Raw genomic sequence first — 26,028 nt, 5'->3', positions numbered from 1 at the left:
ATGAAAAGCATTAATAAAACCATTGATTTTGTACGTGATATATACAAAACAGATAAATTCATTCCATTGCATGAACCTCGTTTTAGAGGAAATGAAAAGCAGTATGTATTAGATACTATTGATTCTACTTTTGTGTCTTCAGTGGGGGCTTATGTGGATAAATTTGAAGTGATGATGCAGGATATTACTACAGCTAAGAAGGCAATTGCGGTAGTTAATGGTACAGCATCTTTACATATTGCTATGCAATTAGCAGGAGTAGCTTATGGTGATGAAGTAATAACTCAAGCGTTAACTTTTGTAGCAACAGCTAATGCAATAGCTTATATAGGTGCTAAGCCTATTTTTGTTGATGTTGATTTAGATACAATGGGGTTATCTCCTAAAGCTGTAGAAGCTTTTTTAGAAGAGTTTGGAGAAGTTAGAGGTGACCAATGTTTTAATAAAAAAACAGGTAAGCGTTTAGCTGCTTGTGTACCAATGCATACTTTTGGTTTTCCAATGCATTTGGATGAATTGATTGCAGTATGTTCAAAATGGAATATTCCAATTATAGAAGATGCAGCTGAGTCACTAGGTAGTTACTATAAAGGTAAACATACTGGTAGTTTTGGGTTATTAGGAACGTTTTCTTTTAATGGAAATAAGACTGTGACTTGCGGAGGTGGAGGTACCATCGTTACGAATGATTTAGAGATAGGTACTCGTGCTAAATTTATTACGACTACAGCAAAGAGACCACATGCTTATGAATTTTACCATGAAGAATTGGGATATAATTACCGTATGCCAAACCTTAATGCAGCATTAGCTTGCGGGCAATTAGAGCAATTAGATGTGTTATTAGCAGATAAGAGATTAATTGCTCAAGAATACATCAATTTCTTTAAAGGAGAGGGGATTAAGTTCAGAGAAGAAACGAAAGATACTCAAGCTAATTATTGGTTAATGTGTGTAGAGTTAGAAAATAGATTAGAACGTGATGCTTTCTTAAAAGAAACGAATGAGGCTGGTGTAATGACTAGACCTATTTGGCAATTAATGTACAGATTACCTATGTATAAAGATTGTCAACGTGATGCTCAAGTGAATGCAGAGTTTTTAGAAGAGAGAATAGTTAATATACCAAGTAGTGCAAGATAAGAAAGACATTGTACTTGTAGGGTATTCAGGTCATGGTTATGTAGTATATGATGCTGTATTATTAGGAGAGCAGAGTATTACGTCTTATTGTGATTATGCAGAAGTATCATTTAATCCTTTCAACCTTGAGTATATAGGTAATGAGGGAAGTGATAGTTTTGATTGGAGTATAGATTGTGACTTTGCTTTGGGCTTAGGAGATAATAAACTACGAGTAAAAGTAGGTGATTATATTCTTTCTAAAAATAAAAATTTAATAACCGTGATACATCCTAAAAGTATTGTTAGCCAATATAGTACGATTGGAGTGGGAAGCTTTATTAATGTAGGTGCCATAATTAATGCATTCGCAAAGATAGGGGAGATGTGTATTATTAATTCTGCTGCAGTTGTTGAACATGAATGTGTTTTGGCAAAGGGAGTACATATAGCTCCTGGGACTGTATTAGCAGGAAATGTAAGCATTGGAGAAAATTCACTTATAGGAGCTAATTCAGTTGTTAGACAAGGTATTAAAATAGGAAGTAATTGTACGATAGGAGCGGGATCGGTTATCGTTAAAGATATTGCAGATAATAGTGTAGTATATGGCAATCCTGCAAAATAAGAATAGAATGAAAAAGACAATAATAATAGCTGAGGCAGGAGTAAATCACAATGGTGATTTAAAGAATGCTTTTTTATTAATAGATAAGGCAGTAGAAGCTGGTGTAGATTATATAAAATTTCAAACATTTAAAGCAGAAGCTTTAGTTTCTAAAAAAGCTAAGAAAGCAGAGTATCAGATAGTAAACACAAAAGATGGTGATGATTCACAATTGGACATGCTTAAAAAGCTGGAGTTGTCTAAATTGGATCATGAACATATTATTGACTATTGTAATAAAAAGAGTATAAAGTTCTTTTCAACTGCTTTTGATTTGGACTCTTTAGAATATTTGAAAGAGATAGGTTTAACATTAGTAAAAATACCTTCTGGAGAAATTACTAATCTACCTTATTTACGTAAAGCTGCTATTTTATTTGATGAAGTTATTTTGTCAACAGGGATGTGTTCGTTGGAGGAAGTAGAAGATGCAATGAATGTGTTTGTATCAGAAGGAATTTTAAAAGATAAAATAACCATATTACATTGTAATACAGAATATCCAACTCCTATGAGAGATGTGAATTTAAAAGCAATGGCTACTATAAAGAATAAACTAGGAGTAGCTATAGGATATTCAGACCATACAATGGGAATAGAAGTACCTATTGCAGCAGTAGCTTTAGGGGCTACAGTAATAGAGAAACATTTTACATTAGACAGGACAATGCCAGGACCAGATCATATTGCGTCGTTAGAACCAAGTGAACTGAAAGCAATGGTGTCTGCTATTCGTAATATAGAGCTAGCAGTATCTGGTGATGGGATAAAGGTACCGAGTGCTTCAGAAGCAAAAAATATAGCTATAGCAAGAAAGAGTATTGTAGCCAAAAGAGATATAGTGATGGGTGAAGTTCTTACAGAAGATAGTATTACTGTAAAAAGGCCTGGTAAAGGTATATCACCAATGAAATGGGACAGTGTTATAGGCTCAAAAGCAAGTAGAGATTTTAAGGAAGATGATTTAATAGAGCTGTAAGATGAAGAAGATTTGTGTGACAACTGCTACACGTGCAGAATATGGATTATTAAGGCCATTAATAGAAGCAATAGATCAACATCCTCAATTTCAATTACAGCTATTGGTGACAGGAGCTCATTTATCACCTGAATTTGGATTAACAAAAGAATTCATCATTAAGGATGGCTACACTATAGATGAAGAAGTAGAAATGTTATTGTCTTCTGACACTGCTGTTGGTATTACTAAGTCTATGGGGTTGGGATTAATAGGTTATGCTGAAGCTTTTAATCGCTTAAAATCAGATGCTGTGGTAATTCTTGGAGATCGTTATGAGATGTTGGCAATGGCTTCAGCAGCTGTTATTGCTAAAGTTCCTATTATTCATCTGCATGGAGGAGAAATTACCGAAGGGGCTTATGATGATGCTATTCGCCATGCTATATCTAAGTTGAGTTATTTGCATTTTACTTCAACAGAAGAATATAGGAGTAGAGTTATTCAAATGGGAGAACATCCGGATTGCGTATTTAATGTAGGAGCTATTGGAATAGATAATATTGATAACTTACTCTTATTGACTAAAGAAGAACTTGAAAAGAGTTTAGATATAAAGTTCAAGAAGTTTAATTATCAAGTTACTTTTCATCCAGAGACGTTAAGTAATATAACTTCAGAAGAACAGTTTAAAAACCTGTTAGTAGCACTAGATAAAGAAGAAGATAGTTTTTATGTATTTACAAAGGCTAATGCAGATACAGATGGACGTGTCATCAATAGTTTGATTGATGAATATGTTTCAAAAAATAAGGAGAAAGCCATTGCTTATCACAGTTTAGGAGCACTACGTTTTTTATCTTTGGTGAAAGTATGTGATGCTATTATAGGTAATAGTTCTTCAGGAATATTAGAAGCTCCATCTCTTCATACAGCAACTATTAATATAGGAGACCGTCAAAAAGGGAGGATACAAGCCAATAGTATAATTAATTCAGATAATTCTGTTGAATCTATCTCAACGGCAATTGCTAAAACAAAAGAAAGTAATTTTAGGAGAGCTTTAGATACAGTATCTAATCCATATTACAATGGTGGTACCGTTAGAAAGATTATAGAAGTTTTAGAAAGTATAGATAAGTTTAAGGTAGTAAAACAATTTTATGATATCACATGAAAAATATAGTAGAAAAACATACCATTTGTAAAAATAAAGGAGTTAGGGAAGCTTTGGTGAAATTAGATGCTAACGCACCAAGTTCAATTTTATTTGTAACAGATGAAGAAAATAAGTTAATAGGATCTTTGACAGATGGAGACTTAAGAAGAGGTTTTATCAAAGGATTTGATTTTAATACTTCTATTATTGAATTTATACAACCTAATCCAGTTTATATTGAAACTGGGAAGTATGATTTAAATGCTTTTGATTGTTATCGTAAAAGAAATTTAAAAGTAATTCCTATTCTGAATATAAAGAAACAAATAATAGATATTTTAGACTTTAATATTACAAGTACTTTAATTCCTGCAGATGCAGTGTTAATGGCTGGTGGTGAAGGGAAGCGATTACGCCCATTAACTGAAAATACGCCTAAACCTTTATTAAAAGTTGGTGAAAAACCTATTATAGAATATAATATCGATAGATTAATTAATTGTGGTATTAAAACAATTAATTTAAGTATAAATTATTTAGGTGATCAACTGATTGATTATTTTGGAGATGGCTTAAGTAAAGGAGTTTCTATTCAATATGTGAAAGAAGATAAACCATTAGGAACTATTGGTTCTATTTTATTAGTGGATGATTTTCATCATGATGATATTATTGTGATGAATAGTGATTTATTGACGAATATTGATTTTGCTGATTTTTATAAAATGTATAAAGAGTCTGGTGCCGATATGGCTGTAGCGGCTACTTCTTACCATGTAGACGTACCTTATGCGGTTTTAGAGGTTAATAACGATAATCAGGTTAATTCTTTAAAGGAAAAACCTCGTTATACATATTATTCTAATGCAGGTATTTATATTTTGAATAAGTCATTGTTAAAGATGATTCCAAGTGGAGAATTCTTTGATATTACTGACTTAATGGAACGGATCTTAGAGATGAATTTAAAACTAGTAACTTATCCAATTAATGGTTATTGGTTAGATATAGGGAAACATGATGATTTTAAGAAAGCTCAAGAAGATATTAAACATATAAAATTGTAATAGAAATGATAGCAATTATTCCAGCTAGAGGAGGATCGAAGAGATTGCCAGGAAAGAATATAAAATTATTAAACGGAAAGCCTCTGATAGTTTATACAATTGAAGCAGCTCTTAAATGCAAGGATATTACAAAAGTAATAGTTACAACTGATGATAAAGAAATAGCAGAGGTGTCAGAAAGATATGGTGCTATAGTACCTGGTTTAAGACCTAGTGAATTATCTAATGATACAGCTTCAAGTAATGATGTAATAAAGTATATAGTAAAATTGATTGAAATAGAAAATGATATTACAATTGATTCTTGTGTCTTGTTACAACCTACTTCTCCTTTTCGAAATGAAAATCATATTGAAGAAGCTATCTCTCTTTATAAAAATAAAGGTGCTGACTCAGTAATTTCTTTTACGAAAGAACATCATCCTTTATCATGGAATAAATTTATAAATAGTGAAGGAATAGTTGAAGATATAGGTTTAGCTTCGAAAGAAACTTTTTATCCTAATGGAGCTATTTATGTATTATCAAAAAAGGTGATTGAGAATGGTTTATATTATACAGAACAGACATATGGGTATATTATGGATAGAATGAGTTCAATAGATATTGATACTAAGGATGATTGGATGTACTGCTGTTTTATAGTAAATAATAAGAATGAGGCATTTTAATTTTTTATTTGTTTTATATTTTGCATTTTGTCTTTTATTTCTATCATTTGTTGGAGTAGAAGCAATAAAGGAGACAGTAGATTTTCAATTTTATGCAGATACGAATACATATGTACGCTTGTATAATGCAGGATATACAATTAATGAAGTAGCACAAGTAAATTTAAATTTAGTAGGACCATTATTAATTTTAAAAAGTGTATTTGGTAATTTTTATTTAGTTTTATTTATTAATCTATTAGTGTTATATCAAACGATAAGAAATTTAAGTAAAGCTTATAATTTAAATCAAGCTAAACTTTTTATGATGCTTATAATCGCTCCTTTGATGTTAGGTAGTATAATAGGTATTAATAAAGAAATATTTTCATTATGGTCTATTTCATTTATTTTATTGTATATGGAAAAGTCTAAAATAAAGTATTTTATTTATGCTATGATTATTTCTGTGTTTGTGAGGTGGCAGTTGAGCCTAGTTATTCTAATAGCTTTTGTTTCTGTATCTAGATTAAATCCATATAAGAATTATAGATTGAAGACAATTTTATTATTACTTATTGGTATATCTATTTTTTATCCTTTAAATTTAAAGTCTTTTGAGCATGTTGATAACGTTGCTATGTTAGGTGCAGAAACGACTAGTGAAGGTTCAGGGCTTTTTACTACATTAATTTTAATTCAGAATCAGTTTTTAGGTTATTTAATAGTTTTTGTTCCAAAAGCTTTTTATCTATTAGGAGGATTGATTTTTAGAATTGGAAAAATTTTTGATTTTAAGAATTTATATAATAATTTTTTTGTTACACTACAATGTGTTTTTAATTTACTTTTATTATATAAAGTATTCAAAAAAAGACCAAGAGTAAATGACTCCTTAGTTTTTATTGGAATTGTATATTTAATAATTTTTTCAATTACACCAATTTTTGCTCCGAGATATTTATTTCCTGTTTATTTTTTGATGTGTATTTATTTATCTAAAAGAAAATCTTATGATTCATAATTTATTTTTAGTTGCAAGTCCTTTTCAATTAGTATGTGCAGTGGAAGCAATGCAAAAATTATGTACTAAAGAGAATAATATATTGGTTTTGTTTGAAAGTTTAAATAACAAACAGAATCTATTATTAAGAAATGTGTTAGAAGAATTTGATAGTGAATATGAGCTAATAGTTATAAAACAAGATAAATCTTATAAGATGTTTTTCAATAAAATAAGATTGTTGAAATCATTAAGTACAAAGATGATAGATAAATTGTTTATCGGGCATTTGGATGAATTTTTTAATAAATTGTTTATATGTAATATAAGATATAATTATTTAGTTAATTTGGATGATGGAGCTGCTACACTTTATTTGTTTGAAAAGTACAATAATTTAGATAGGATTTGTGCAGTATCAACATTTAAGGACAGTATAAAATGTCTTGTAAGTGATTTTATTTACAGATTAAGAAAGGAAAAGGAATTAACTATTAAGTGGTTTACAATTTTTGATTTAAAAGGAGACAATGTTATTAGTAACAATCTTGACTATGTTAGAAATCATATAAATAAAAAAAGCACATACTTATCTAATAATGACGATTTTTCTCTTTATTTTATTGGTTCAAATATTGTAAAAGCAAATGTGATATTGAATGGTAAGTGCTATGTAGAATTATTAGATAAGTATTTTACACATTTGAGTTCAAGAGAGCAAAAACTAAAAATATACTATTTACCTCATAGATTTGAGAATGTAGATCAGTTAGAAGAAATAATTAATAAGTTTAATATTACTATTATCGAACATGAGACAATAATTGAGATTTATATGCTTAAGAATGGAATTACTCCAAGTAAAATAGCTTCTTTTTATTCTACAGCTCTATATTCTTTAAAGGCTATATTTACTTCAGCAGATGTTGAGTTTTTAAGAATACCAAAAGAGAAATTAAATGATAGTTTTAAAGAGAAAGTGTCACTAGTTCAAGATTTATACGAAAAAGTTTTTAGTACTTTTAAATAATTATTTATGGGATTTATACATGTTTTTAAAAGTAATTTATTTAAGGGTTCCATTATTTATACAGGAATAAACTTCCTTAATAAAGCGTTTCCTTTTATATTATTGCCTCTTTTCGTACGGGCTTTATCTTTAAGTGAGTTTGGTGAGTTTTCACTTTTTAGAGCTATTACAAATATATTTATACCTATAATTGGTTTTAATTTATCAGATTTAATTGTTCGTTATTTTTTTGATGTTGACGTAAAGAAATCTTTTAACAAATATGTTTATACATCAATTTTGATAAATTTAATGTTATTAATAGTTTCTTTATTATTTATTTCATTCTTTAATAATCAATTTTTAATTGAATATTTAGGTTTGCATAAGAAGTATTTTTATGCATCTTTTTTAATTTCTTTCTTTACTTCAGTTTTGAATATAGTGAAAGGATTATTTAGATGTAATAATGATTTTAAGTCTTTTTGTTTTATTGTTTTAGGTCAAAGTTTTGTATATTTTTTAGCAGTAATTTTATTGTTTAAAACAGAAAAATTTTCTTTAGGGAATCTTATTTTTGTTGAAGTATTAGCGTTTTCTTTATTTTTTACAGTTTCTTTATATTTTATACTTAAATCTTATTCATATTCAATTTTCTTAGAAAAAAGCAGTATAAAGGCAATACTAGATTTTTCTACACCTTTAGTACTGAATAGTGTTATCGCTTATTTATTTGCATTGTCAGATAGGTTTATTATTAATTTAATGTTAGGTGCAAAAGAAGTTGCTTTGTATAGTGCTAGTTATCAATTAGTTTCGGTTCTTCAGATTTTAGCGGTATCTTTTAATGCAGCATGGTTGCCTTGGGTATTTAAAAGTTTAAGTGAGAAAATGGATATGAAACAATTTAATAAAATTAGATTGTTAGTTGGTGGAGGTTTTCTTTTTATAGGTATATTTTTCTATTTTATAGTTATTTATTTCTTACCAATTATTTTAGGTGATAAATATAGTAATTCAGCTTCTTTTATTAGTTGGTTTATAGGGGGTACTATATTTCAATTATTTTATTGGTTAGTTGTTCCAATTATTCAATTCTATAAAAAAAATTGGATGCTGATGTATGCATCTATACCTTGTTTAATAATTAGTATAGTTCTTAATTATTGTTTTCTGGACTCATTAGGGGTTGTTTTTGCTGCTCAAGTGAATTTTTTAACTTGGGGATGTTTATTCTTGATTACAATGTATAATTCTCAAAAAATTTTAAAATATGATTAGTTTTTTTGTAAAAAAAATTGTTTTATTAAGGTCGTTTTGTTATAGGTTTTTAGTAAAACGTAAGGTAGGTTCTTGTGGAAATAATTTGAGAGTATGGGGGTTATCAAGAATAAATAATAACACATATTTAGGTGATGAAGTTAACTTTAATGGAATGACTATCGTGGGGACAGGGAAAGTTACTATTGGTGATTTTTTTCATTCAGGTACTGAATGTTTGCTGATTAGCTCTAATCATAATTATGAAGGAAGTAAGATACCTTATGATCATGTGAATATTGAAAAAGAAATTGTTATTGAAGATTTTGTTTGGATGGGGTCACGTGTAATTGTGTTAGGAGGAGTAACTATAGGAGAGGGCGCTATAATTCAAGCTGGTGCTATGGTGCATAAAGATGTTCCTAAATATGCAATAGTTGGAGGTAATCCAGCTAAAGTTATTAAGTATAGAAATGTAGAACATTTTTTAAAATTGAAAGAAGAAAAAGCATATCATTAAAGTTTTAAAGATGAGTAATAAATCAGAAACTCTTATTTTTATACCTCATTTTGAGCCAGGTTTTAAATACGGTGGACCTATTCGTTCTATAAAAGCAATGACGGCTATTTTAGGCGAGAAAGTTCATTTTACTATTTTTACATCTGATCGAGATTATGGTGATTTGTACAGTTTTTCTAATATTGAATTAAATAAAGTTCTAATAAAAGAAGATTATGATGTTATTTATTCAAATAGAGGGATTATAGAAATGATTAAGTTTATAAATCAATATCATAAATATTCTATTATATATTTAAATAGTTATTTTAGTTTTAGATATAGTATATTAATTATATTTCTTAAACGACTAGGAATTATAAAAAATAAAATTACATTATGTCCCAGAGGTGAGTTTAATGAAGGTGCTTTAAATATAAAAGGTGCTAAGAAGAAGATCTTTATTCAAGTAGCAAAAAAGTTAGGTATATATAATTCAATTACTTGGCATGCTACAACAGAGGAAGAAGAATTATCGATACAAAAGATTTTTGGAGTTAATTGTATTGTTAAATATGCTCCAGTTTTACCTTCTTCTTTTGCTTTTAAAAAGAAAGAAAAAAACAATTTAGTAAAAGAGCCTCTTATATTAAAGTTAGCTTTTTTATCTAGAGTATCTAGAATAAAAAATCTAGATTTTTTATTAAATGAATTATTAATAATTGATGGTTTTAAAGAGAATGGGGAATTTAGTATTAAATTAGATATTTATGGTCCAATATCAGATGCAGAATATTGGAGTTTTTGTAAAAGTCTAATTGATAAGTTTTCTAGTAATAGAGTTAATATTGAGTATAAAGGAGAAGTTTTATATGAAAATGTATTTAATATTTTAGAAAAGTATCATTTTTGGGTATTACCAAGTTTAGGAGAAAATTATGGACAAGCTATAGCTGATTCGCTAGTAGCAAATTGTCCTATTATTCTTTCAGATAAAACTCCATGGACTAAGGATATTGAGAAATATAATTTAGGATTTGTTAGAAAATTAGAAAAGAATTGTTTTGTAGAGATCATTGTTAAATGTTTATATATGGATAATGTTGAATATAGTCGTTTAAGAGGGAATATAATGTTATATGTAAGTGAATGTTTAATTGATAAAAACAATGTGAAAAAAAATTTAAATATATTTTTGGATGAAAATTAAAGATAAAGTATTGCTTATAACAGGAGGAACAGGGTCGTTTGGAACTGCTGTTTTAAAAAAGTTCTTGGCAACAGATCATTTTAAAGAGATACGTATATTCTCTCGTGATGAAAAAAAGCAAGATGACATGCGTAATGAGTATAAGAATGATAAAATTAAATATTTTATTGGAGATGTACGTGATTATAATAGTATTGAATATGCAATGCATAATGTTGATTACGTTTTTCATGCAGCTGCTCTAAAGCAGGTTCCTTCATGTGAGTTTTTCCCAATGCAAGCAGTGAAGACAAATGTGGAAGGAACTCAGAATGTGATTCGTGCAGCGGCCTCTAATAGTGTTAAGAAAGTAATTTGTTTATCTACAGATAAGGCTGCTTATCCAATAAATGCAATGGGGATTTCTAAAGCAATGATGGAGAAGGTTGCTGTAGCAGAAGCACGTAATTTAACAGATACAGTAGTGTGTTTAACACGTTATGGAAATGTGATGGCTTCTCGAGGATCTGTTATTCCTTTGTTTTTAAGTCAGATAGAAAAAAAAGAAGAACTTACGATTACAGATCCAAGTATGACAAGGTTTCTTATGTCTTTAGATGAGGCTGTTGATTTGGTTTTGTTTGCATTTGAACATGGAAATCCTGGTGATTTATTTGTAAATAAAGCACCAGCAGCTACTATAGGTGTTTTAGCAGAAGCTGTTAAAGAGTTAAAAAAAGCTAAAAATCCTATAAAAATAATAGGTACGCGTCATGGTGAAAAATTGTATGAAACTTTATGTACTCGTGAAGAAATGATTAAGGCTGAGGATATGGGAGACTTTTATAGAATCCCAGCTGATAATAGAGATTTAAATTATGCCAAGTATTTTTCAGAAGGAAAAGAAATTGATGTTAAGGTTGAAGATTATAACTCTCATAATACTCAGCGCGAAGACATTGAGGGTGTTAAGAAGTTATTGCTGAAATTAGAACTATTTAAATAAAAACTAATGATTGTATTTAAGTCAGGTGAAAGATTTCTTGATAATCGTGGTAAGCTTTTGTTTAATAATGATTTAGTTCTAACTGAGTTTAAAAGATTATATATTATTGAGAATGCAAATAGTTCTATTATTAGAGGTTGGCAAGGGCATCGAATAGAAGAGAGATTATTTTGTGTATCTCGAGGAAGATTTTCTATACGAGTTGTTAAAATAGATGATTTTGATAATCCTTCTCTGGCTTTAGATAGTAAGGAATATATTTTAGATGCTAATACATTTGATAGTTTATTAATTGGTGGTGGATATGCTACAGCAATTAAAGCATTAGATAATGAATCACAATTGTTGTGTTTCTCTAATTATCTAATGGGAGAAATTAATGATGATTATAAATTTGATTTAGAGACATGGAAATAAAAAAGATTAAAGTTGCTACAATTTTAGGAACTAGACCAGAAATTATAAGATTGGCAGAATGTATAAAAAAATGCGATACTTATTTTGAGCATATATTAATACATACTGGTCAAAATTATGACTATGAATTGAATGAGATTTTTTTTGAAGATTTAGGATTAAGAAAACCAGATTATTTTCTGAATGTAGCAGGAAAGCATTTAGGAGAAACAATAGGAAATGTTATTTCTAAATCATACGAAATTTTGTTAACGGAAAAACCGGATGCTTTATTAGTATTAGGTGATACGAATAGTGTTTTAAGCACTATAGCAGCGAAGAGATTAAAAATTCCTATTTTTCATATGGAAGCTGGTAATCGTTGTTTTGATCAAAATGTACCAGAAGAGATAAATCGTAAAATTTCAGATCATATTAGTGATATTAATTTGACCTATACAGAGAATAGTAGACGATATTTGTTAAGTGAAGGCTTTAGGAAAGATCATGTTTTTGTTACTGGCTCACCTCTGAATGAAGTATTAGTAAAGTATAAGGAAAAGATTGATAATAGTGATGTTTTAGAGCGTTTAGCATTATTAGAAGATCAATATATAGTTGTTAGTGCTCACAGAGAAGAGAATATTGATCTTAATGATAATTTTGAGGTGCTAGCTAATGCAATAAATACAGTTGCAGAAAAGTATAATTTACCTATTATTTTTTCAACTCACCCTAGAACTAAGAATCGTATTGAGAAGAATAAGATAGTTTTTCATCCATTAGTGAAGAATGTTAGCCCATTAGGTTTCTTTGATTATGTTAAGTTACAACAAAAATCATTTGTGGTTTTATCTGATAGCGGTACTATTAGTGAAGAGTCTGCTATGATGAAGTTTCCAGCTGTTAGTATCCGTACAAGTACAGAAAGACCAGAAGCAATAGATGCAGGAACTATTGTTTTGGGAGGAATTGATAAGGATCAAATGATAAATTCTATTGAAATTGCGAAATGTTTGTTTGTGTCTGATATTGAGTTGCCTCGTGAATATAATGTGGTTAATTCATCTGATAGAGTTATTAAAGCTATCCAAAGTTATATTTCGATTGTTAATAAAGTGATTTGGGATAAATAGTATGAAAAGTATTTTAATTATTGGTATAAAGGGGATGGCAGGGCATCTCCTTTATAATTTCTTTAAAGAAAAATATGGCTTTAATGTTTTTGGCGTTGCTCGAGGAATTCAAGAAGATGAGCATTTGTTTAATATTGATGTTTCAAATACAGAAAGATTAAAAGATTTAATTGTAAGTAAGAAATTTGATTGTGTTATTAATTGTATTGGTATTTTAAATAAAGATGCTGAAGATAATCCTGCTAAAGCCATTTGGTTTAATAGCTATTTCCCTCATTTTCTAGAAGAGATAACTAATAATACTTTAACGAAAGTTATACATATTAGTACTGATTGTGTTTTTTCTGGTAAAGGAAATGGTGGTTATACAGAAGAATCCTTTAAAGACGGGATTGGTTTTTATGCTCAGTCAAAAGCTTTAGGCGAAATTGTTAATAATAAAGATGTAACAATTAGAACGTCAATTATAGGCCCTGAATTAAATGAGAATGGTATTGGATTATTTCATTGGTTTATGGGGCAATCAAATGACTCTTCGTTAAAAGGGTTTAGTAAAGCATTTTGGTCAGGTATTACAACATTAGAGTTAGCTATGGTTGTGTATGAAATTATAGACCAAAATATTACAGGATTAATTCAAGTTGCAGGGAGAAGTAAAATTGATAAATATTCTCTATTACATCTTTTTAATGAAATTTATAGAGAAAACATAATTAGTATAGAAGATAGTTCAACCTATCAAGTCGATAAGAGCTTAATTAGTAGTAGGAAAGATTTTGATTATATTGTTCCTAGTTATAGAGAAATGCTTGTTAAGCAAAAAAAATGGATTGATAATCATAAGGAATTATATCCTCATTATTAGTATTTAATTTATGAAAATACTTATACTTAGTCAATATTTTTGGCCAGAGAGTTTTAAGATTAATGATATAGCATTAGGATTAAGAGAAAAAGGACATGAAGTAATAGTTTTAACAGGGTTGCCAAATTATCCAGACGGGAATCTTTATCCAGGATATAAAAAATGTGGTTCTATAGAATATTGGAATGATATAAAGATATATAGATCTAGATTATTCCCACGTGGTAAAGGAGGTGCTATCCGCCTTTTTTTAAATTATTTTTCTTTTGCTTTTTTTGCGACTTTTAAGATATTTTCTGTAAAAGAGAAAATAGATACTGTCTTAGTCTTTGAGCCTTCTCCTATTACAGTTGGAATACCTGCTGTTTTTTATAAAGTATTTAAAAAAGTACCTTATGCTTTTTGGGTTCAAGATTTGTGGCCTGCTTCACTTACTGCTGCTGGAGGTGTCAAAAATAAGGCTGTACTTGGTTTTTTTAATTGGTTGACAAAAAAAATATATAAGCACTCTTCAACTTTATTGGTCCAATCAAGAACTTTTACAGATTATATTATTAAGCAAAAGGTAAAGGAAAGTAAAATAGTTTATGTGCCCAATACTACTGAGGAATTTTATAAAAGTATAGTTTCAAATAAGTATTTGAGTTTATTACCACATGGAAAAAAGATAATGTTTGCTGGAAATATTGGTGAGGCACAGAGTTTAGATACGTTTTTAAAAGCAATGAAAATTGTTATTGATAAAGGTATTTTGTTTAATTGGATAATTTTAGGAGATGGTCGATATAAAGAAATTTTGCAAAACAATATTAAAGGTTTTGGTTTAGAATCATATATTCATTTTTTAGGTAAATATCCAGCAGAGGAAATGCCTGAGTTTTTTTCTAATGCAGATGCATTGTATGTTTCGTTAAAAAAAGATTACATTTTTTCATTAACTATACCGTCTAAGGTGCAATCATATTTGGCATGTGGAAAACCAATTTTAGCAAGTTTAGACGGTGAAGGAGCGAAAGTTGTAGAAGAATCTAAATCAGGTTTTGTTAGTGAATCAGAAAATATAAGTGACTTATCTATTAATATAGAAAAAGTGCTAAAGTTGAGTGATATAGAAAAAGAAGAATGCTCAAGAAACGCTTTAAATTATTATAATCAAGAATTTAAAAGAGAGGCGGTTCTTTCTAAAATCGAGAATATTTTATTACAAATGACTAAATATGAGTAAAATAATAATCACTGGGGCATCTGGTTTTGTGGGTCAGAATTTAGTTCCTTATTTAGGAAGTAAAGAGTATTGTGTTTATCAACTTTCTCTGCGTAAAGAAGGTTGGCAGGTAGAGATACCTCATACAGCTGAAGTGATAATTCATCTAGCAGGTAAGGCACATGATACAGCGAACACTTCTAGTGCTGAAGAATACTTTAAAGTAAATAGGGATTTAACGATAGAACTGTTTCATCATTTCTTAAGGAGTGAGGCTAAGGATTTCTTTTATTTTAGTTCTGTAAAGGCTGTAGCAGATACAGTAGAAGGTGTTTTAACAGAAGAAGTAGTCGCTAAGCCATTTACTCCTTATGGACAATCAAAGTATGAAGCTGAGCAATATTTATTGAAAGCACAGTTACCTGAAGGAAAACGAGTGTTTATTATCCGTCCTTGTATGATACATGGACCAGGAAATAAAGGCAATCTTAATTTACTGTATAAAGTAGTGGATAAGGGCATTCCTTGGCCTTTGGCTTCTTTTGAGAATCATCGTTCGTTCTTGTCTATTGATAATCTATGTTATTTAGTAGATCAAATGATGAATAATGTTCATGTCTCTTCTGGAGTATATAATTTTGCTGATGATAAGGCTTTGTCTACAAATGAGTTAGTAGCATTATTGGCTAGAGTGTCTAATAAGAAACCTAAATTATGGCATATTTCTAAAGGATTTATGAATAGAGTAGCTTCAATAGGAGATAAGATTAAATTGCCTCTTAATAGTGAACGTTTAAAGAAGCTAACGGAGAATTATGTGGTTTCGAATGAAAAGATAAAGAAAGTTTTAGGGATAGATAACTTGCCTGTGAGTGCAGAGGAGGGGTTGGAGAAGACGATTAGGTCTTTTAACGTGAAGGATGATGTGTGATGCCTGATGAACGTGAAGCGTAAAGCGACTCACGATTATTACGCATAACGAGCGAAGCGACTCATGTCTTACGATTTTTAAAAAAAGAAAAAGAATGGAATACATTATAGTACTAGCGGTATTATTTATTGCAGAGTTATTGTACTTTAAGATAGCAGATAAGTACAATATTATAGATAAGCCTAATGAGCGTAGTTCACATACTCAAATCACCTTACGTGGAGGAGGAGTGGTGTTTTACTTCGGAGCATTAGCTTATTTTATTTATTCGGGATTTGAATATCCTTACTTCATCGTAGGATTAACGGCTATAACACTGATTAGCTTTTTAGATGATATTTTTACCTTGTCTAATAAGATTCGATTATTAGTGCATTTGATCTCTGTCTTGTTGATGTTTTATCAATGGAATTTGTTTGGGTTATCGTGGTTATGGATATTACCTGCTTTAGTAGGTGTTATCGGTACAATTAATGCGTATAACTTTATGGATGGAATCAATGGGATTACTGCTTGGTATAGTATTGTCGTATTGGGATTATTAGCCTTAGTAAATCAAAGTGTTGGTTTTATAGCGATGGATTTAATCTTATTTGCCATATTAGGAGCTGTTGTATTTGCCTTCTTTAATTTTAGAACAAAGGCAAAAGCCTTTGCAGGTGATGTAGGAAGTGTAAGTATGGCTTTTACAGTGGTGTTCTTATTGGGACAGTTAATTATAACAACAGGCAACTTTATTTACATCCTTTTCTTAGCAGTATATGGTATAGACGCCGTATGGACGATTATTCGCCGTGCTCTAAATAAAGAAAATATTTTTCAAGCACACCGTACACATTTGTATCAATATTTAGCTAACGAGGCAAAAGTAAATAAGCTGTATGTGTCATTTGGTTATGGTGTAATGCAGTTTATTATTGGATATGGTGCTATTGATATGGCAGATCAAGACGGGATGACGCAAATAATGTTTGCAGTATCGTTATTGGTGGTGATGAGTGTGGTGTATTTGGTTTGGAAGAATAGAGTGATAAAGAGGTTTGCGTAAAGTGTTAAGTCGTAAATCGTGAAGGATGATTGGGGTGAAGTGATTCACAATTGTTACGTATAACGAGCGAAGCGACTCACGAATCAAACGATTTGTAATAAAAAACAAATTAACGGATATATGGAAAAGTTACTTAAGAATAACAAATACTTTATTTATGGTAAGGGAGGGCATGGTAGGGTAGTAGAGGATACTATTTATCAAGTGGATGAAAAGAATAGAGTAGAATATTTTGATGATGCTTCTAATCCATATAGTGTTGCTTATGAGGCAGAGGTTAAATTGATTATAGGTATTGGAAATAATGAGGTGCGTAAGCGTATCGTAGGAGAGGTAAAACATACATTTGCCACTATAATTCATCCTACTGCATATGTGGCGCCTTCTGCTGAAATAGGTGAGGGGACTGTGGTATTAGCGAATGCTGTGATACAAGCGAATGCAAAGGTAGGTAAGCACTGTATTATTAACGCGAATGTGACTATCGATCACGATGCGATAGTAGAGGATTATGTGTGTACATATCCAGCGGCTTATATAGCAGGATTCGCTCGAATCACGGAAGGACAGATATTGAAGCCTGGACAGGTGGTATGGAAGAGTGAGGTGTTTTGACTCTAGAAGAAAACTTTCGGAGAATTAAGAATTAGCTATCTATGTTATAGATTGTAAATTTGTGATAAGGGGTTACGCAAAGTCTCCCGAATTTGCGTAGTAGGATTAATAATTGCGAATTACCCTTGAACTAAATTACCTTTTATTATAATAGAATTCTATTCCCTTCTCTAAGCAATAGCCTTTGGCGGTAAAGTTTTTACCTTTATATTCTTCCCCGATAATACGGACATCAATTTTATAAGAACGCATAATATCTTCTAGGTCTTGTTCTGTGATATAAGGTACAATCTCATCTACGTATTTGCATCCATTAAGTTGTATATAGCGTTCCACTAAACTTTTTGGAGATAAGTACTTATAGTTTTTATCTTTATTAGGATCTGTTTGCAATCCTACAATTAAATAATCACATTGTTTTTTGGCTTCTTCTAGCATTTTGACATAACCTGCATGTAGATGATCAAAGGCTATAAAAGTTATTCCTACTCTCATGATTTTAACACTCTATTTTGTTGTAGTGCAAACTTACTGTTTTTTTTGTATTTCTATATATTATACCTACACATTTGGTGATGTGTATATTGTGCGCCAAATAAACGTGATATAGATGCCCGATGCGGTATGTAAACAATTCTTAATTCCTAATTCCTCTAGTGTGGCTTCCTGTTCCAATTTATTAGGGCATACTTTCTGTATCGTTGTTTTACTCAAAAAAGCAAGATATTCACCCAATGTGAAGGAAATTACAAGAGATAAATGATTATATTTACAGAATCAAAATTACTCCAATAAGAAGGGAACACCTATACTGAGGTGTTTTTGTTGTTGATATATTTTAGGAAAAAAATATAGATAGTAGGGGTAATAACAAATTGTTTATTGTTGTTAAGGAAAAAGATAGATGAGCGAATTATTTAAAACGCAAGAAATTACATATAGCAAAGGGGAGGCTATCAAGGTATACAAGGACAAAGATATTGCTTCGGCTTATGTAGCACAGCGTATAGCTAAAATTATAAAAGAAAAACAAAATAAAGGAGACCGCGCAATTATAGGATTAGCAACGGGATCTACTCCAAAAGGGGTGTATAAAGAGTTAATACGCTTACACAAGGATGAGGGACTAAGCTTTAAAAATGTGACTACCTTTAACCTGGATGAGTATTATCCCATTTTACCAATAGATGATCAGAGTTATGTGTCGTTTATGAAGCATAACCTGTTTAATCATATCGATATTGACCCAAAACATGTACATATCCCCGATGGGACTTTATCTCTAGAGGGAATACAGGCGTACTGTGATCTATATGAAAAGAAGATTGTAGACTTTGGAGGGCTTGACTTGCAATTATTAGGTATTGGTCGTACAGGTCATATCGGATTTAATGAACCTGGTGCTATACTAGAGTCTAGAACACGTCTGGTAACCCTGAATGATATTACGCGTGAGGATGCAAAGGACGACTTTGGAGGCAAGGATAAAGTACCTACACAGGCAATCACAATGGGGGTACAAACCATCACTCAGGCTAAGGAGGTAATCTTAATGGCGCTAAGCCAGCGCAAGGCAGAGATTATAAAAAAAGCACTAGAAGGAGAAATCTCCGCTGATATACCTGCTACTTTCTTACAAAGATTGTCTCATGTAGAGTATATCTTGGATAATGAGGCGGCATCGCTTTTATCTAGAACCGAGTAGTTGATATTAGAGAATGGGAGGGAGTCTGTTTTTAAGGAATTAAAAATTTGAAATTGTTGCCCTACAAGTATAGGGTATATTTATCACGGATTATAAATCTGCGATAACAAAGATTATAGAGAAGCTGTTGTCTTAAGACAATGGCTTTTTCATTTTATTAAGCGATAGTGCGTATTTAGAATAACTTAATGAAGAAAAGACTATGTGTAATTTAATGCCAAGGCACACATTTTTAATTCCTAACTCTTAATTGGAAGCTACCCAGTTTTCTTAAAATAGGTGTTGACTCAAAAAAAAGATAGTTTCGACATTTTGATATTGTTAAAAAAGGTAAAAAGACTATCTTTGATGGTTAAAGAAAAAGATAAACTGTAAAAAAGATGAAAATATTAGTTACTGGAGGATTGGGATTTATAGGGTCTCATACCGTAGTAGAGCTGCAGCAAAAAGGATATGAGGTAGTTATCGTAGATGATTTGTCTAATTCTTCTATAGAGGTACTAGATGGTATCGAGGGGATTACTAAAGTACGTCCTTTGTTTGTGGAGTTGGATCTGCGAGATGGAGCTGGAGTGAGTAAACTTTTTGCAGATTATAAGGATATTAAAGGAGTGATTCACTTTGCAGCTTCAAAGGCTGTGGGGGAGAGTGTAGAAAAGCCTTTAATGTATTATGAGAACAATATTGTTCCTCTACTGAATTTATTAAAAGAATTAGACAAGAAAGAGAAGAGTCATTTTATCTTTAGTTCTTCATGTACAGTCTATGGACAAGCGGCTGTAATGCCAATTACAGAACAGGCTCCAGTACAAAAAGCGTTATCTCCTTATGGAAATACTAAGCAAATAGGTGAGGATATTATCACAGATGTGACTCGTGTAAGTAATATAAGTGCAGTATTTTTGCGTTATTTTAATCCGATTGGGGCGCATGCTTCAACTTTGATCGGGGAGTTACCGAATGGAGTTCCTCAGAATTTGATTCCGTTTATTACACAAACAGCTATTGGGTTGCGTCAGGAGTTGTCTGTATTTGGAGATGATTATGATACGCCTGATGGTACTTGTATACGAGACTATATCCATGTGGTGGACTTGGCCAAAGCGCACGTGGCAGCACTAGATAGATTGATAAAAGAAGAGAATGTAGACAAGGTAGAGGTCTTTAATGTAGGGACTGGGAAAGGATCTTCTGTAATGGAGATTATTCAGGCTTTTGAAAAAGTATCAGGAGTTAAGCTTCCCTACAAGATTGTAGCTAGAAGAGATGGTGATATTACCCAGGCTTATGCTTCTACTACCAAAGCAAATGAAGTGCTAGGATGGAAGACAGAGTTATCATTAGAAGAGGCGCTAGAGAGCGCTTGGAAATGGGAACAGAAGGTGCGCAATCGTTAACTAGTTTGCCTGGATGTAATTCGCGTGAAGTATAGAATTTAACATTAATAAAATAGAATAATATTAATACAGCAATAGAGAAGTAAAAACAATTTATAACAATTCGTCCTTTTACTATCGCTTATAAAACTCTATTGCTTTTTTTATAAGAGCCCACCTTTTGGTGGGTTTTCTTTTTTAATCCTGCTTTGTATGTCTATTTATCAGTTATATTGGAGTTTAGGTGTAAATCTTTACTAATGATTTTTTGTCGCGTACTTAGGTCCGTGATAATAAAAAATAAGCTTTTACGGTTTTCCGTAAAGAATGAATGTTTTCTATTGTTACTTTTGTCAGCAGTAAGGTACAAGAGGAGCTATCCTTATTACTCACACTTATTTATATTTTCCCAAAAAATAAATAACCTTTTACCTTACCCTAATAAAAAACCTTTCTTTTAATAAGAGAGGTTTTTATTTTTTTATAATATCATTAAGGAGATATCCCCTTATAAATAGTTGAATCCCTTTATTAGTTTAGAATAGATATAAATAAAAAGTTTGAATCAGCCTCTTAGATAAGAATAAATTGTTAATTTTAGCCCGTATTAGGTATAGAAAGTATGAAAAAAATAATAGTAACAGGTTTTGCATTGTTGTGTTTAGGGGTTTATGATCATTATGGGCAGACAATCTCTACGCGTAGTGCAGTAAGGTCAACCTATGATCTAGATAAGGCAACTAGAGAAATTAATGCATATACAACAAAAGCTGCTCTAAATAAACAAGAGGCTTTTCTGGAGGCTGAGAAAAGAAATCTGCCAACAAGTGGGATAAATGCCAGAGGGAATTATTTTGAGATTAGTGGTATAGATAAAAATGGGATTTTGCTTTATAAGTCTACCCTGAACTATGGTTCTAGATTAACAGCGAGAGTGAATGCTATCCAAAAGGAGGTTGGCGTTAATCAATACTTAGAGGGAGAAGGGATGACAGTTGGGATTATCGACGGACTACCTTTATTAGATACCCATCAAGAGTTTTATACAACAACTTCTAATACGACATCGCGTGTAACACTAGGAGAGTCTTTACCTTCTTTGACAGAATACAATGCTAAGGGATATCAAAAAAGCCGTTTTCACGCTACTCATGTTGGAGCAACGATGGTCGGGCTAGGATATAATAACAAAGCTCAAGGAATCGCTCCTAAAGCAAAACTAGTGAGTTATTCATGGAATAACGATTATCGCAAGATGGGGCAAATGGCCTCTGGTGGGATGTTAGTTAGTAATCATTCTTATGGGTATAACTACTTCGATGATTATGGATATTTAAATGAACCTAGTTTGATAAGGAATTTTGGGGCTTATTCTGAGCACAGTAGAGAATTTGACCGGGTAGCTTATTTATTTGCTTATTATCAGCCTGTCATAGCAGCAGGCAATGATGGGGAGTTTCACTATAACGTTTATGGTGGGAGTCAAAAGGAAAACTGTAATTGTGATTTGTTAAATGATTCTTCTGTATCTAAAAATGCTGTGGTAGTAGCTGCTGTAGAACAGGTCGCTCAGTATACTGGGCCTTCTGATGTAGTGCTGGCTAGCTTTAGTAGTCAAGGGCCTACTAATGACTTTAGGATAAAGCCTGATATCTCGGCTAAAGGGGTAGATGTATTATCAGCTGCTTATCGCAATCCAAGTCCTTTATATGGAGCGGCTGAGACGAGTCTATATGCTTATAGTGATGGTACATCAATGGCTACTCCTGCTGTTAGTGGAGTGTTTACCCTATGGCAAGAATGGGCTATTTATGCCTCTAGTACTAATATGCCTTTTAAGTCGGCGACATTACGCGCGCTGATGGCACATACGGCTGATGAGGCAGGTCGTGCTGCGGGGCCTGATCATTTGTTTGGTTGGGGAGTGATTAATGCTAAGGCTGGTGTGGATGTCATGTTAGCGGCAAAAGATAAGCGTAGTACCTATATCCTGGAGAATGAACTCAGAGAGCAACAAAAATATACTCACGAAATCCAAGTAGGTGAAAAGACAAGTAAGATGGTGGTAACCTTGGCTTGGACAGATGCTCCTGGTGTTGTAACGTATCAAAACTCAGATGAGAACTATAAAAGAAATAATGGTGACCTTGTCAATGATCTAGATGTAGTGGTTAGAAAAGGGAAGGATACTTATTATCCGTGGAAGTTAAATAAGGATTTTAATGACCTTAGAGCGATCCAAGGAGTCAATGATGTAGATAATATTGAAAAGATAGAATTATACGATGTGCAGCCTGGAACCTATGTAATCGAGGTCACTCATAAAGGAAAATTAGATACAGGTAAACAAGAATATTCACTAATCAGTACTGTAGGGGAGTTTGACGACTTACAAGAAAGTAAAGTAGAGACAAAGCAAGTGGTGAGGTTATGGCCTAATCCTGTGGTGGATCATCTATATGTGTCTTTAGATAAGACATACAATGGCAAGGTGGTCGATATGAAGGTGTACGATATGAATGGACGTCTAGTACTAAGTAGTTCTGAGACTGTACAACAAGAAAAAGTGAGTATCAATATGGCAAGTCTTAATTCTAATATCTATGTAGTAGAGGTAAAAGCAGACAACCTCTCTAAGACTGTTCGAATCGCTAAAAGATAAGAAGATAGTAATATATAGTAAAAGCACGAAGGCGAACCTTCGTGCTTTTTTGTTTTTACTTCACTTATCGTAAAAACAAGTATTAGTAGGTCAAAGAAGTATTTCTTTTTGTCAAGTAATGGATGTCTGCCTTTTGGTAATTATGATTAGAAAAATCGTATGGAAACTCAACTGGGTTGAGTGTTATCAAAATTACTAAAGGCATGCATTCCATCTTTATTTCAATATTCTAACGCTTTATTGTAGGTATAGTAAAAAGTATAATAGCAGTTTATGAAAACTAGTTGTAATAATTAGAATATGATTTATTGTAAATATAGTTTTTTAGCATGTATTTGAGTTAATAAATATGGTTATTTGTTTTATTTTTAGTTAATAAAGTATGTTTTTGTAATATTGTTTTGTTTGTATCTGTTTTGGTAGGAGTATTCTTTTCTTAAGTCGGTATTCTTTAGAGATATTTCAGTTGTTTTTAGTATAAATCGTATAAGAATAGAATAGTTAATGTTTAGTGAATATTTTTTGAAATATTGTGGTATTTGATTTCATTTGTTGTGTACTTTTTAAGAATAGAGGATATAGTTTGAATATTGCCTTGCTATCAAGTGGTATTTTGCCTTACTAACAAAATAATAGTTTGAAAGTAAAACAGTTAGCAATATGAAAAAGAAAGTAATTTTAGGGGCTTTTATACTGATGGCCTCTTTGGGTAGTGCTCAGACTAAAGTGAGTAGTACTAGTATCGGTATTAATCTGGGGGGATTAGTATCTCTAGTGTATGATGATGTGTCTACCTTAGGCTTAAAAGATAATCAGTGGAGAAAGATCAGAGAGTATCAGAGTGATTATGAAAGAAGATATAGTGATTGGGCTAGTGCTAAGCATTATAGAGAATATGAACTAGATCGCAAAAGAGAAGAGTTATACAAAGAAATCAGAATACAGATAGGCGATATCTTAACTGTAGAACAACGTGATAAATGGAATACAGGTGACTACCATTATAAACATTATCACCCTTATGATCACAAGAGAGAGCATCACTACAGAAAAAGTAATAAGTATAAAAATAAACACAATAAAAAGTATAATCACAAGCATAGACACGATGATTGTGATTAGAGATTAAGGAGTCTGCTCTATATGGGGCAGACTCTTTTTTTATGCGCTAAGTAAGGGAAATTAGATATGCAGATAACCGTTAAATCTTACGCAGGAGTAAACAAATAGCGATAGCTATATAAAAGAGTAACTCTAATTTATAGAAGAAGTATTAGGCCTACAATTCAATAAACAATACTGTAGTTTATAGCACTAAAGTATTAGACTCTTGCTTTTTAAAAGCAAGGGGAATTAGAGTTATACTAAAAGCTTGTTTAAATTAAATACAGAAGTATTAATAAGAGATATTAAATTATTCTTAACAATTAATAAGTAACATAGACTAAAATAAAAATAGGTTATTTTACTATTTTTCTCTTTTAGCACTAAGTTATTATGTTATTATTCTTAATATGAGAATGTATGATTATCAAAAAATCATAATCCAAAATGGCTGTTTTTTTTGTGTTAAAAAAAGTATATAATCATGCTAATACGACGAAAAAATAGATCCAGAGTAGTTTTTGACTGTAAAAACAACAAAAAATCTATTGTAGAAAATGTAAAATCCCTACAAAGTGCAATAAATCACCTTGTGTGATTATAGGCAGTATAGCAAAAAGAATATTAGTTTGTGTGTGACAATATGTGATTTTTGTTTTTTAGAAGACTTACCAAACTGAGTTATTTATAATTTTTATAAATAGAATTAATTTGTTAATTAATGGTTGTTTTTGAATATTATTTTTTGTTTTAGGGGTTTGTTTTGTTTTTTATGCTAAAAAAAATACTTATTATTAATAATAATGTATTATGTGTAATTTTACAAAAGTTAGTTATGAAGAAGTAATTCATAAGAAAAAAGTAAAATTATGATTAAGAAAATTATTCCATTAACAGCACTTTTCTTCAGTGGTTATGTTACTGCTCAAGTTGGGGTTGGAACAAAAAAACCTGCAGATGCAACAATGTTAGATGTAACTGCTACTGATAAAGGGGTTTTATTACCTAGGGTAAATTTATTAAGTCAGACAGATAATACTACTGTAAAAGGAAAACTAATAGAAAGTTTGCTTGTATATAATATAGGGTCAAGTAATTTAAAAGCTGGTTTTTATTATTGGTTTGAAAATAAGTGGACTCCATTAATGTCAGGGGCTACTTTTACAGATACCACTAATAAATCTTTTACAATTAGTGAGGATCAAGAAAGATTAGTTATTACAGATACTGAAAATAATAAAGTTGAATTAGAGATTAAGGATATCGCTAAGAACAGCGTATTTGTTACTAACCTTACAGAGAACAGTGAGTTTGTAACAAAACTTGGAGATAACATTGAGTTTGTAGAGAACATCACAAACAACCAGGAGTTTATAGAGAACATCATCAATAAACTA

25 protein-coding genes are annotated in these 26,028 nt (G+C 31.1%); 24 read left to right on the top strand and 1 reads right to left on the bottom strand.

Annotation, left to right across the window (positions count from 1 at the left end):
- The 19 genes from MODO_RS12480 to MODO_RS12390 all read left to right on the top strand — a co-directional run bounded on the left by MODO_RS12480 (window position 1) and on the right by MODO_RS12390 (window position 17,784).
- Window positions 1–1,143, top strand: a complete 1,143-nt coding sequence (locus tag MODO_RS12480; RefSeq protein ID WP_059051085.1) for a LegC family aminotransferase — start codon at window positions 1–3, stop codon at window positions 1,141–1,143.
- Complete coding sequence (locus MODO_RS12475) at window positions 1,133–1,750, top strand: acetyltransferase (protein ID WP_059051084.1); 618 nt, start codon at window positions 1,133–1,135, stop codon at window positions 1,748–1,750. Before MODO_RS12480 ends, MODO_RS12475 begins: the two co-directional genes overlap by 11 nt.
- A 7-nt stretch (window positions 1,751–1,757) precedes the next feature.
- The gene (neuB, locus tag MODO_RS12470) at window positions 1,758–2,768 is read left to right on the top strand and encodes an N-acetylneuraminate synthase (RefSeq protein WP_059051154.1); all 1,011 of its coding nucleotides are present in this window, start codon (window positions 1,758–1,760) and stop codon (window positions 2,766–2,768) included.
- A gap of 1 nt (window position 2,769) precedes the next feature.
- Window positions 2,770–3,924: a UDP-N-acetylglucosamine 2-epimerase gene (neuC, locus tag MODO_RS12465; RefSeq protein ID WP_059051082.1), complete on the top strand. Its 1,155-nt coding sequence runs from the start codon at window positions 2,770–2,772 to the stop codon at window positions 3,922–3,924.
- Window positions 3,921–4,973 (top strand): nucleotidyltransferase family protein, encoded by a 1,053-nt coding sequence (locus MODO_RS12460; protein WP_059051080.1) that lies wholly within the window; start codon window positions 3,921–3,923, stop codon window positions 4,971–4,973. The genes neuC and MODO_RS12460 overlap by 4 nt, the downstream gene beginning before the upstream one ends.
- Window positions 4,974–4,978: 5 nt before the next feature.
- Window positions 4,979–5,644, top strand: coding sequence for an acylneuraminate cytidylyltransferase family protein (locus MODO_RS12455; protein WP_059051077.1), 666 nt, complete (start codon window positions 4,979–4,981; stop codon window positions 5,642–5,644).
- The gene (locus tag MODO_RS12450; protein ID WP_059051075.1) at window positions 5,631–6,647 is read left to right on the top strand and encodes a hypothetical protein; all 1,017 of its coding nucleotides are present in this window, start codon (window positions 5,631–5,633) and stop codon (window positions 6,645–6,647) included. The genes MODO_RS12455 and MODO_RS12450 overlap by 14 nt, the downstream gene beginning before the upstream one ends.
- On the top strand, window positions 6,637–7,656 hold the full coding sequence (locus MODO_RS12445; RefSeq protein ID WP_059051074.1) for a hypothetical protein: 1,020 nt from the start codon (window positions 6,637–6,639) through the stop codon (window positions 7,654–7,656). The genes MODO_RS12450 and MODO_RS12445 overlap by 11 nt, the downstream gene beginning before the upstream one ends.
- Window positions 7,657–7,662: 6 nt before the next feature.
- Entirely contained in the window at window positions 7,663–8,916 is a 1,254-nt protein-coding gene (locus MODO_RS12440) for a lipopolysaccharide biosynthesis protein (protein ID WP_059051072.1), read from the top strand.
- The gene (locus MODO_RS12435; protein WP_059051070.1) at window positions 8,909–9,415 is read left to right on the top strand and encodes an acyltransferase; all 507 of its coding nucleotides are present in this window, start codon (window positions 8,909–8,911) and stop codon (window positions 9,413–9,415) included. The genes MODO_RS12440 and MODO_RS12435 overlap by 8 nt, the downstream gene beginning before the upstream one ends.
- Before the next feature lie 10 nt (window positions 9,416–9,425).
- Entirely contained in the window at window positions 9,426–10,604 is a 1,179-nt protein-coding gene (locus MODO_RS12430; protein ID WP_059051068.1) for a glycosyltransferase, read from the top strand.
- The gene (locus tag MODO_RS12425) at window positions 10,594–11,589 is read left to right on the top strand and encodes a polysaccharide biosynthesis protein (protein ID WP_059051066.1); all 996 of its coding nucleotides are present in this window, start codon (window positions 10,594–10,596) and stop codon (window positions 11,587–11,589) included. Before MODO_RS12430 ends, MODO_RS12425 begins: the two co-directional genes overlap by 11 nt.
- Before the next feature lie 6 nt (window positions 11,590–11,595).
- Window positions 11,596–12,006, top strand: a complete 411-nt coding sequence (locus MODO_RS12420; protein ID WP_059051064.1) for a cupin domain-containing protein — start codon at window positions 11,596–11,598, stop codon at window positions 12,004–12,006.
- Entirely contained in the window at window positions 11,997–13,121 is a 1,125-nt protein-coding gene (wecB, locus tag MODO_RS12415) for a non-hydrolyzing UDP-N-acetylglucosamine 2-epimerase (protein ID WP_369688289.1), read from the top strand. Before MODO_RS12420 ends, wecB begins: the two co-directional genes overlap by 10 nt.
- A gap of 1 nt (window position 13,122) precedes the next feature.
- Window positions 13,123–13,986 (top strand): dTDP-4-dehydrorhamnose reductase family protein, encoded by an 864-nt coding sequence (locus tag MODO_RS12410; protein WP_069190342.1) that lies wholly within the window; start codon window positions 13,123–13,125, stop codon window positions 13,984–13,986.
- A 10-nt stretch (window positions 13,987–13,996) separates the two neighbouring features.
- On the top strand, window positions 13,997–15,211 hold the full coding sequence (locus MODO_RS12405; RefSeq protein ID WP_059051062.1) for a glycosyltransferase family 4 protein: 1,215 nt from the start codon (window positions 13,997–13,999) through the stop codon (window positions 15,209–15,211).
- Entirely contained in the window at window positions 15,204–16,121 is a 918-nt protein-coding gene (locus MODO_RS12400; protein ID WP_059051060.1) for an NAD-dependent epimerase/dehydratase family protein, read from the top strand. Before MODO_RS12405 ends, MODO_RS12400 begins: the two co-directional genes overlap by 8 nt.
- A 94-nt stretch (window positions 16,122–16,215) precedes the next feature.
- Window positions 16,216–17,169, top strand: a complete 954-nt coding sequence (locus tag MODO_RS12395; RefSeq protein WP_059051058.1) for an MraY family glycosyltransferase — start codon at window positions 16,216–16,218, stop codon at window positions 17,167–17,169.
- 120 nt (window positions 17,170–17,289) lie between these two features.
- Window positions 17,290–17,784: a PglD-related sugar-binding protein gene (locus MODO_RS12390; RefSeq protein WP_059051055.1), complete on the top strand. Its 495-nt coding sequence runs from the start codon at window positions 17,290–17,292 to the stop codon at window positions 17,782–17,784.
- A 135-nt stretch (window positions 17,785–17,919) separates the two neighbouring features.
- Here MODO_RS12390 and MODO_RS12385 read toward each other — a convergent pair whose 3' ends face one another.
- Complete coding sequence (locus MODO_RS12385) at window positions 17,920–18,279, bottom strand: adenylyltransferase/cytidyltransferase family protein (RefSeq protein ID WP_059051053.1); 360 nt, start codon at window positions 18,277–18,279, stop codon at window positions 17,920–17,922.
- Window positions 18,280–18,688: 409 nt separating this feature from the next.
- Between MODO_RS12385 and nagB the strand changes: the two genes are divergently transcribed.
- The 5 genes from nagB to MODO_RS12360 form a co-directional block, all read left to right on the top strand.
- On the top strand, window positions 18,689–19,489 hold the full coding sequence (gene nagB, locus MODO_RS12380; RefSeq protein ID WP_059051051.1) for a glucosamine-6-phosphate deaminase: 801 nt from the start codon (window positions 18,689–18,691) through the stop codon (window positions 19,487–19,489).
- 380 nt (window positions 19,490–19,869) lie between these two features.
- Window positions 19,870–20,886 carry a UDP-glucose 4-epimerase GalE gene (gene galE, locus MODO_RS12375; protein ID WP_059051050.1) on the top strand — a complete coding sequence of 339 codons (1,017 nt, stop codon included), beginning with the start codon at window positions 19,870–19,872 and terminating at the stop codon, window positions 20,884–20,886.
- Between the two features lie 601 nt (window positions 20,887–21,487).
- Window positions 21,488–23,527, top strand: coding sequence for a S8 family serine peptidase (locus MODO_RS12370; protein ID WP_059051048.1), 2,040 nt, complete (start codon window positions 21,488–21,490; stop codon window positions 23,525–23,527).
- Window positions 23,528–24,187: 660 nt separating this feature from the next.
- Complete coding sequence (locus MODO_RS12365) at window positions 24,188–24,649, top strand: hypothetical protein (RefSeq protein ID WP_016649263.1); 462 nt, start codon at window positions 24,188–24,190, stop codon at window positions 24,647–24,649.
- An 851-nt stretch (window positions 24,650–25,500) separates the two neighbouring features.
- Window positions 25,501–26,028 (top strand): phage tail-like protein (locus MODO_RS12360; protein WP_501193389.1); only part of this gene is annotated, 528 nt, incomplete at its 3' end.

Origin of the sequence: Myroides odoratimimus, from assembly GCF_001485415.1 — a bacterium.
GTDB classification, from domain to species: domain Bacteria; phylum Bacteroidota; class Bacteroidia; order Flavobacteriales; family Flavobacteriaceae; genus Flavobacterium; species Flavobacterium odoratimimum.
This window is presented reverse-complemented; position numbering and strand designations above follow the sequence as displayed.

Excerpts from the sequence above, each read along its gene's own strand:
- MODO_RS12480 (WP_059051085.1), top strand. The coding sequence starts at position 1 with ATGAAAAGCATTAATAAAACCATTGATTTTGTACGTGATATATACAAA.
- neuB (WP_059051154.1), top strand. The coding sequence starts at position 1,758 with ATGAAAAAGACAATAATAATAGCTGAGGCAGGAGTAAATCACAATGGT.
- neuC (WP_059051082.1), top strand. The coding sequence starts at position 2,770 with ATGAAGAAGATTTGTGTGACAACTGCTACACGTGCAGAATATGGATTA.
- MODO_RS12460 (WP_059051080.1), top strand. The coding sequence starts at position 3,921 with ATGAAAAATATAGTAGAAAAACATACCATTTGTAAAAATAAAGGAGTT.
- MODO_RS12455 (WP_059051077.1), top strand. The coding sequence starts at position 4,979 with ATGATAGCAATTATTCCAGCTAGAGGAGGATCGAAGAGATTGCCAGGA.
- MODO_RS12450 (WP_059051075.1), top strand. The coding sequence starts at position 5,631 with ATGAGGCATTTTAATTTTTTATTTGTTTTATATTTTGCATTTTGTCTT.
- MODO_RS12445 (WP_059051074.1), top strand. The coding sequence starts at position 6,637 with ATGATTCATAATTTATTTTTAGTTGCAAGTCCTTTTCAATTAGTATGT.
- MODO_RS12440 (WP_059051072.1), top strand. The coding sequence starts at position 7,663 with ATGGGATTTATACATGTTTTTAAAAGTAATTTATTTAAGGGTTCCATT.
- MODO_RS12435 (WP_059051070.1), top strand. The coding sequence starts at position 8,909 with ATGATTAGTTTTTTTGTAAAAAAAATTGTTTTATTAAGGTCGTTTTGT.
- MODO_RS12430 (WP_059051068.1), top strand. The coding sequence starts at position 9,426 with ATGAGTAATAAATCAGAAACTCTTATTTTTATACCTCATTTTGAGCCA.
- MODO_RS12425 (WP_059051066.1), top strand. The coding sequence starts at position 10,594 with ATGAAAATTAAAGATAAAGTATTGCTTATAACAGGAGGAACAGGGTCG.
- MODO_RS12420 (WP_059051064.1), top strand. The coding sequence starts at position 11,596 with ATGATTGTATTTAAGTCAGGTGAAAGATTTCTTGATAATCGTGGTAAG.
- wecB (WP_369688289.1), top strand. The coding sequence starts at position 11,997 with ATGGAAATAAAAAAGATTAAAGTTGCTACAATTTTAGGAACTAGACCA.
- MODO_RS12410 (WP_069190342.1), top strand. The coding sequence starts at position 13,123 with ATGAAAAGTATTTTAATTATTGGTATAAAGGGGATGGCAGGGCATCTC.
- MODO_RS12405 (WP_059051062.1), top strand. The coding sequence starts at position 13,997 with ATGAAAATACTTATACTTAGTCAATATTTTTGGCCAGAGAGTTTTAAG.
- MODO_RS12400 (WP_059051060.1), top strand. The coding sequence starts at position 15,204 with ATGAGTAAAATAATAATCACTGGGGCATCTGGTTTTGTGGGTCAGAAT.
- MODO_RS12395 (WP_059051058.1), top strand. The coding sequence starts at position 16,216 with ATGGAATACATTATAGTACTAGCGGTATTATTTATTGCAGAGTTATTG.
- MODO_RS12390 (WP_059051055.1), top strand. The coding sequence starts at position 17,290 with ATGGAAAAGTTACTTAAGAATAACAAATACTTTATTTATGGTAAGGGA.
- MODO_RS12385 (WP_059051053.1), bottom strand. The coding sequence starts at position 18,279 with ATGAGAGTAGGAATAACTTTTATAGCCTTTGATCATCTACATGCAGGT.
- nagB (WP_059051051.1), top strand. The coding sequence starts at position 18,689 with ATGAGCGAATTATTTAAAACGCAAGAAATTACATATAGCAAAGGGGAG.
- galE (WP_059051050.1), top strand. The coding sequence starts at position 19,870 with ATGAAAATATTAGTTACTGGAGGATTGGGATTTATAGGGTCTCATACC.
- MODO_RS12370 (WP_059051048.1), top strand. The coding sequence starts at position 21,488 with ATGAAAAAAATAATAGTAACAGGTTTTGCATTGTTGTGTTTAGGGGTT.
- MODO_RS12365 (WP_016649263.1), top strand. The coding sequence starts at position 24,188 with ATGAAAAAGAAAGTAATTTTAGGGGCTTTTATACTGATGGCCTCTTTG.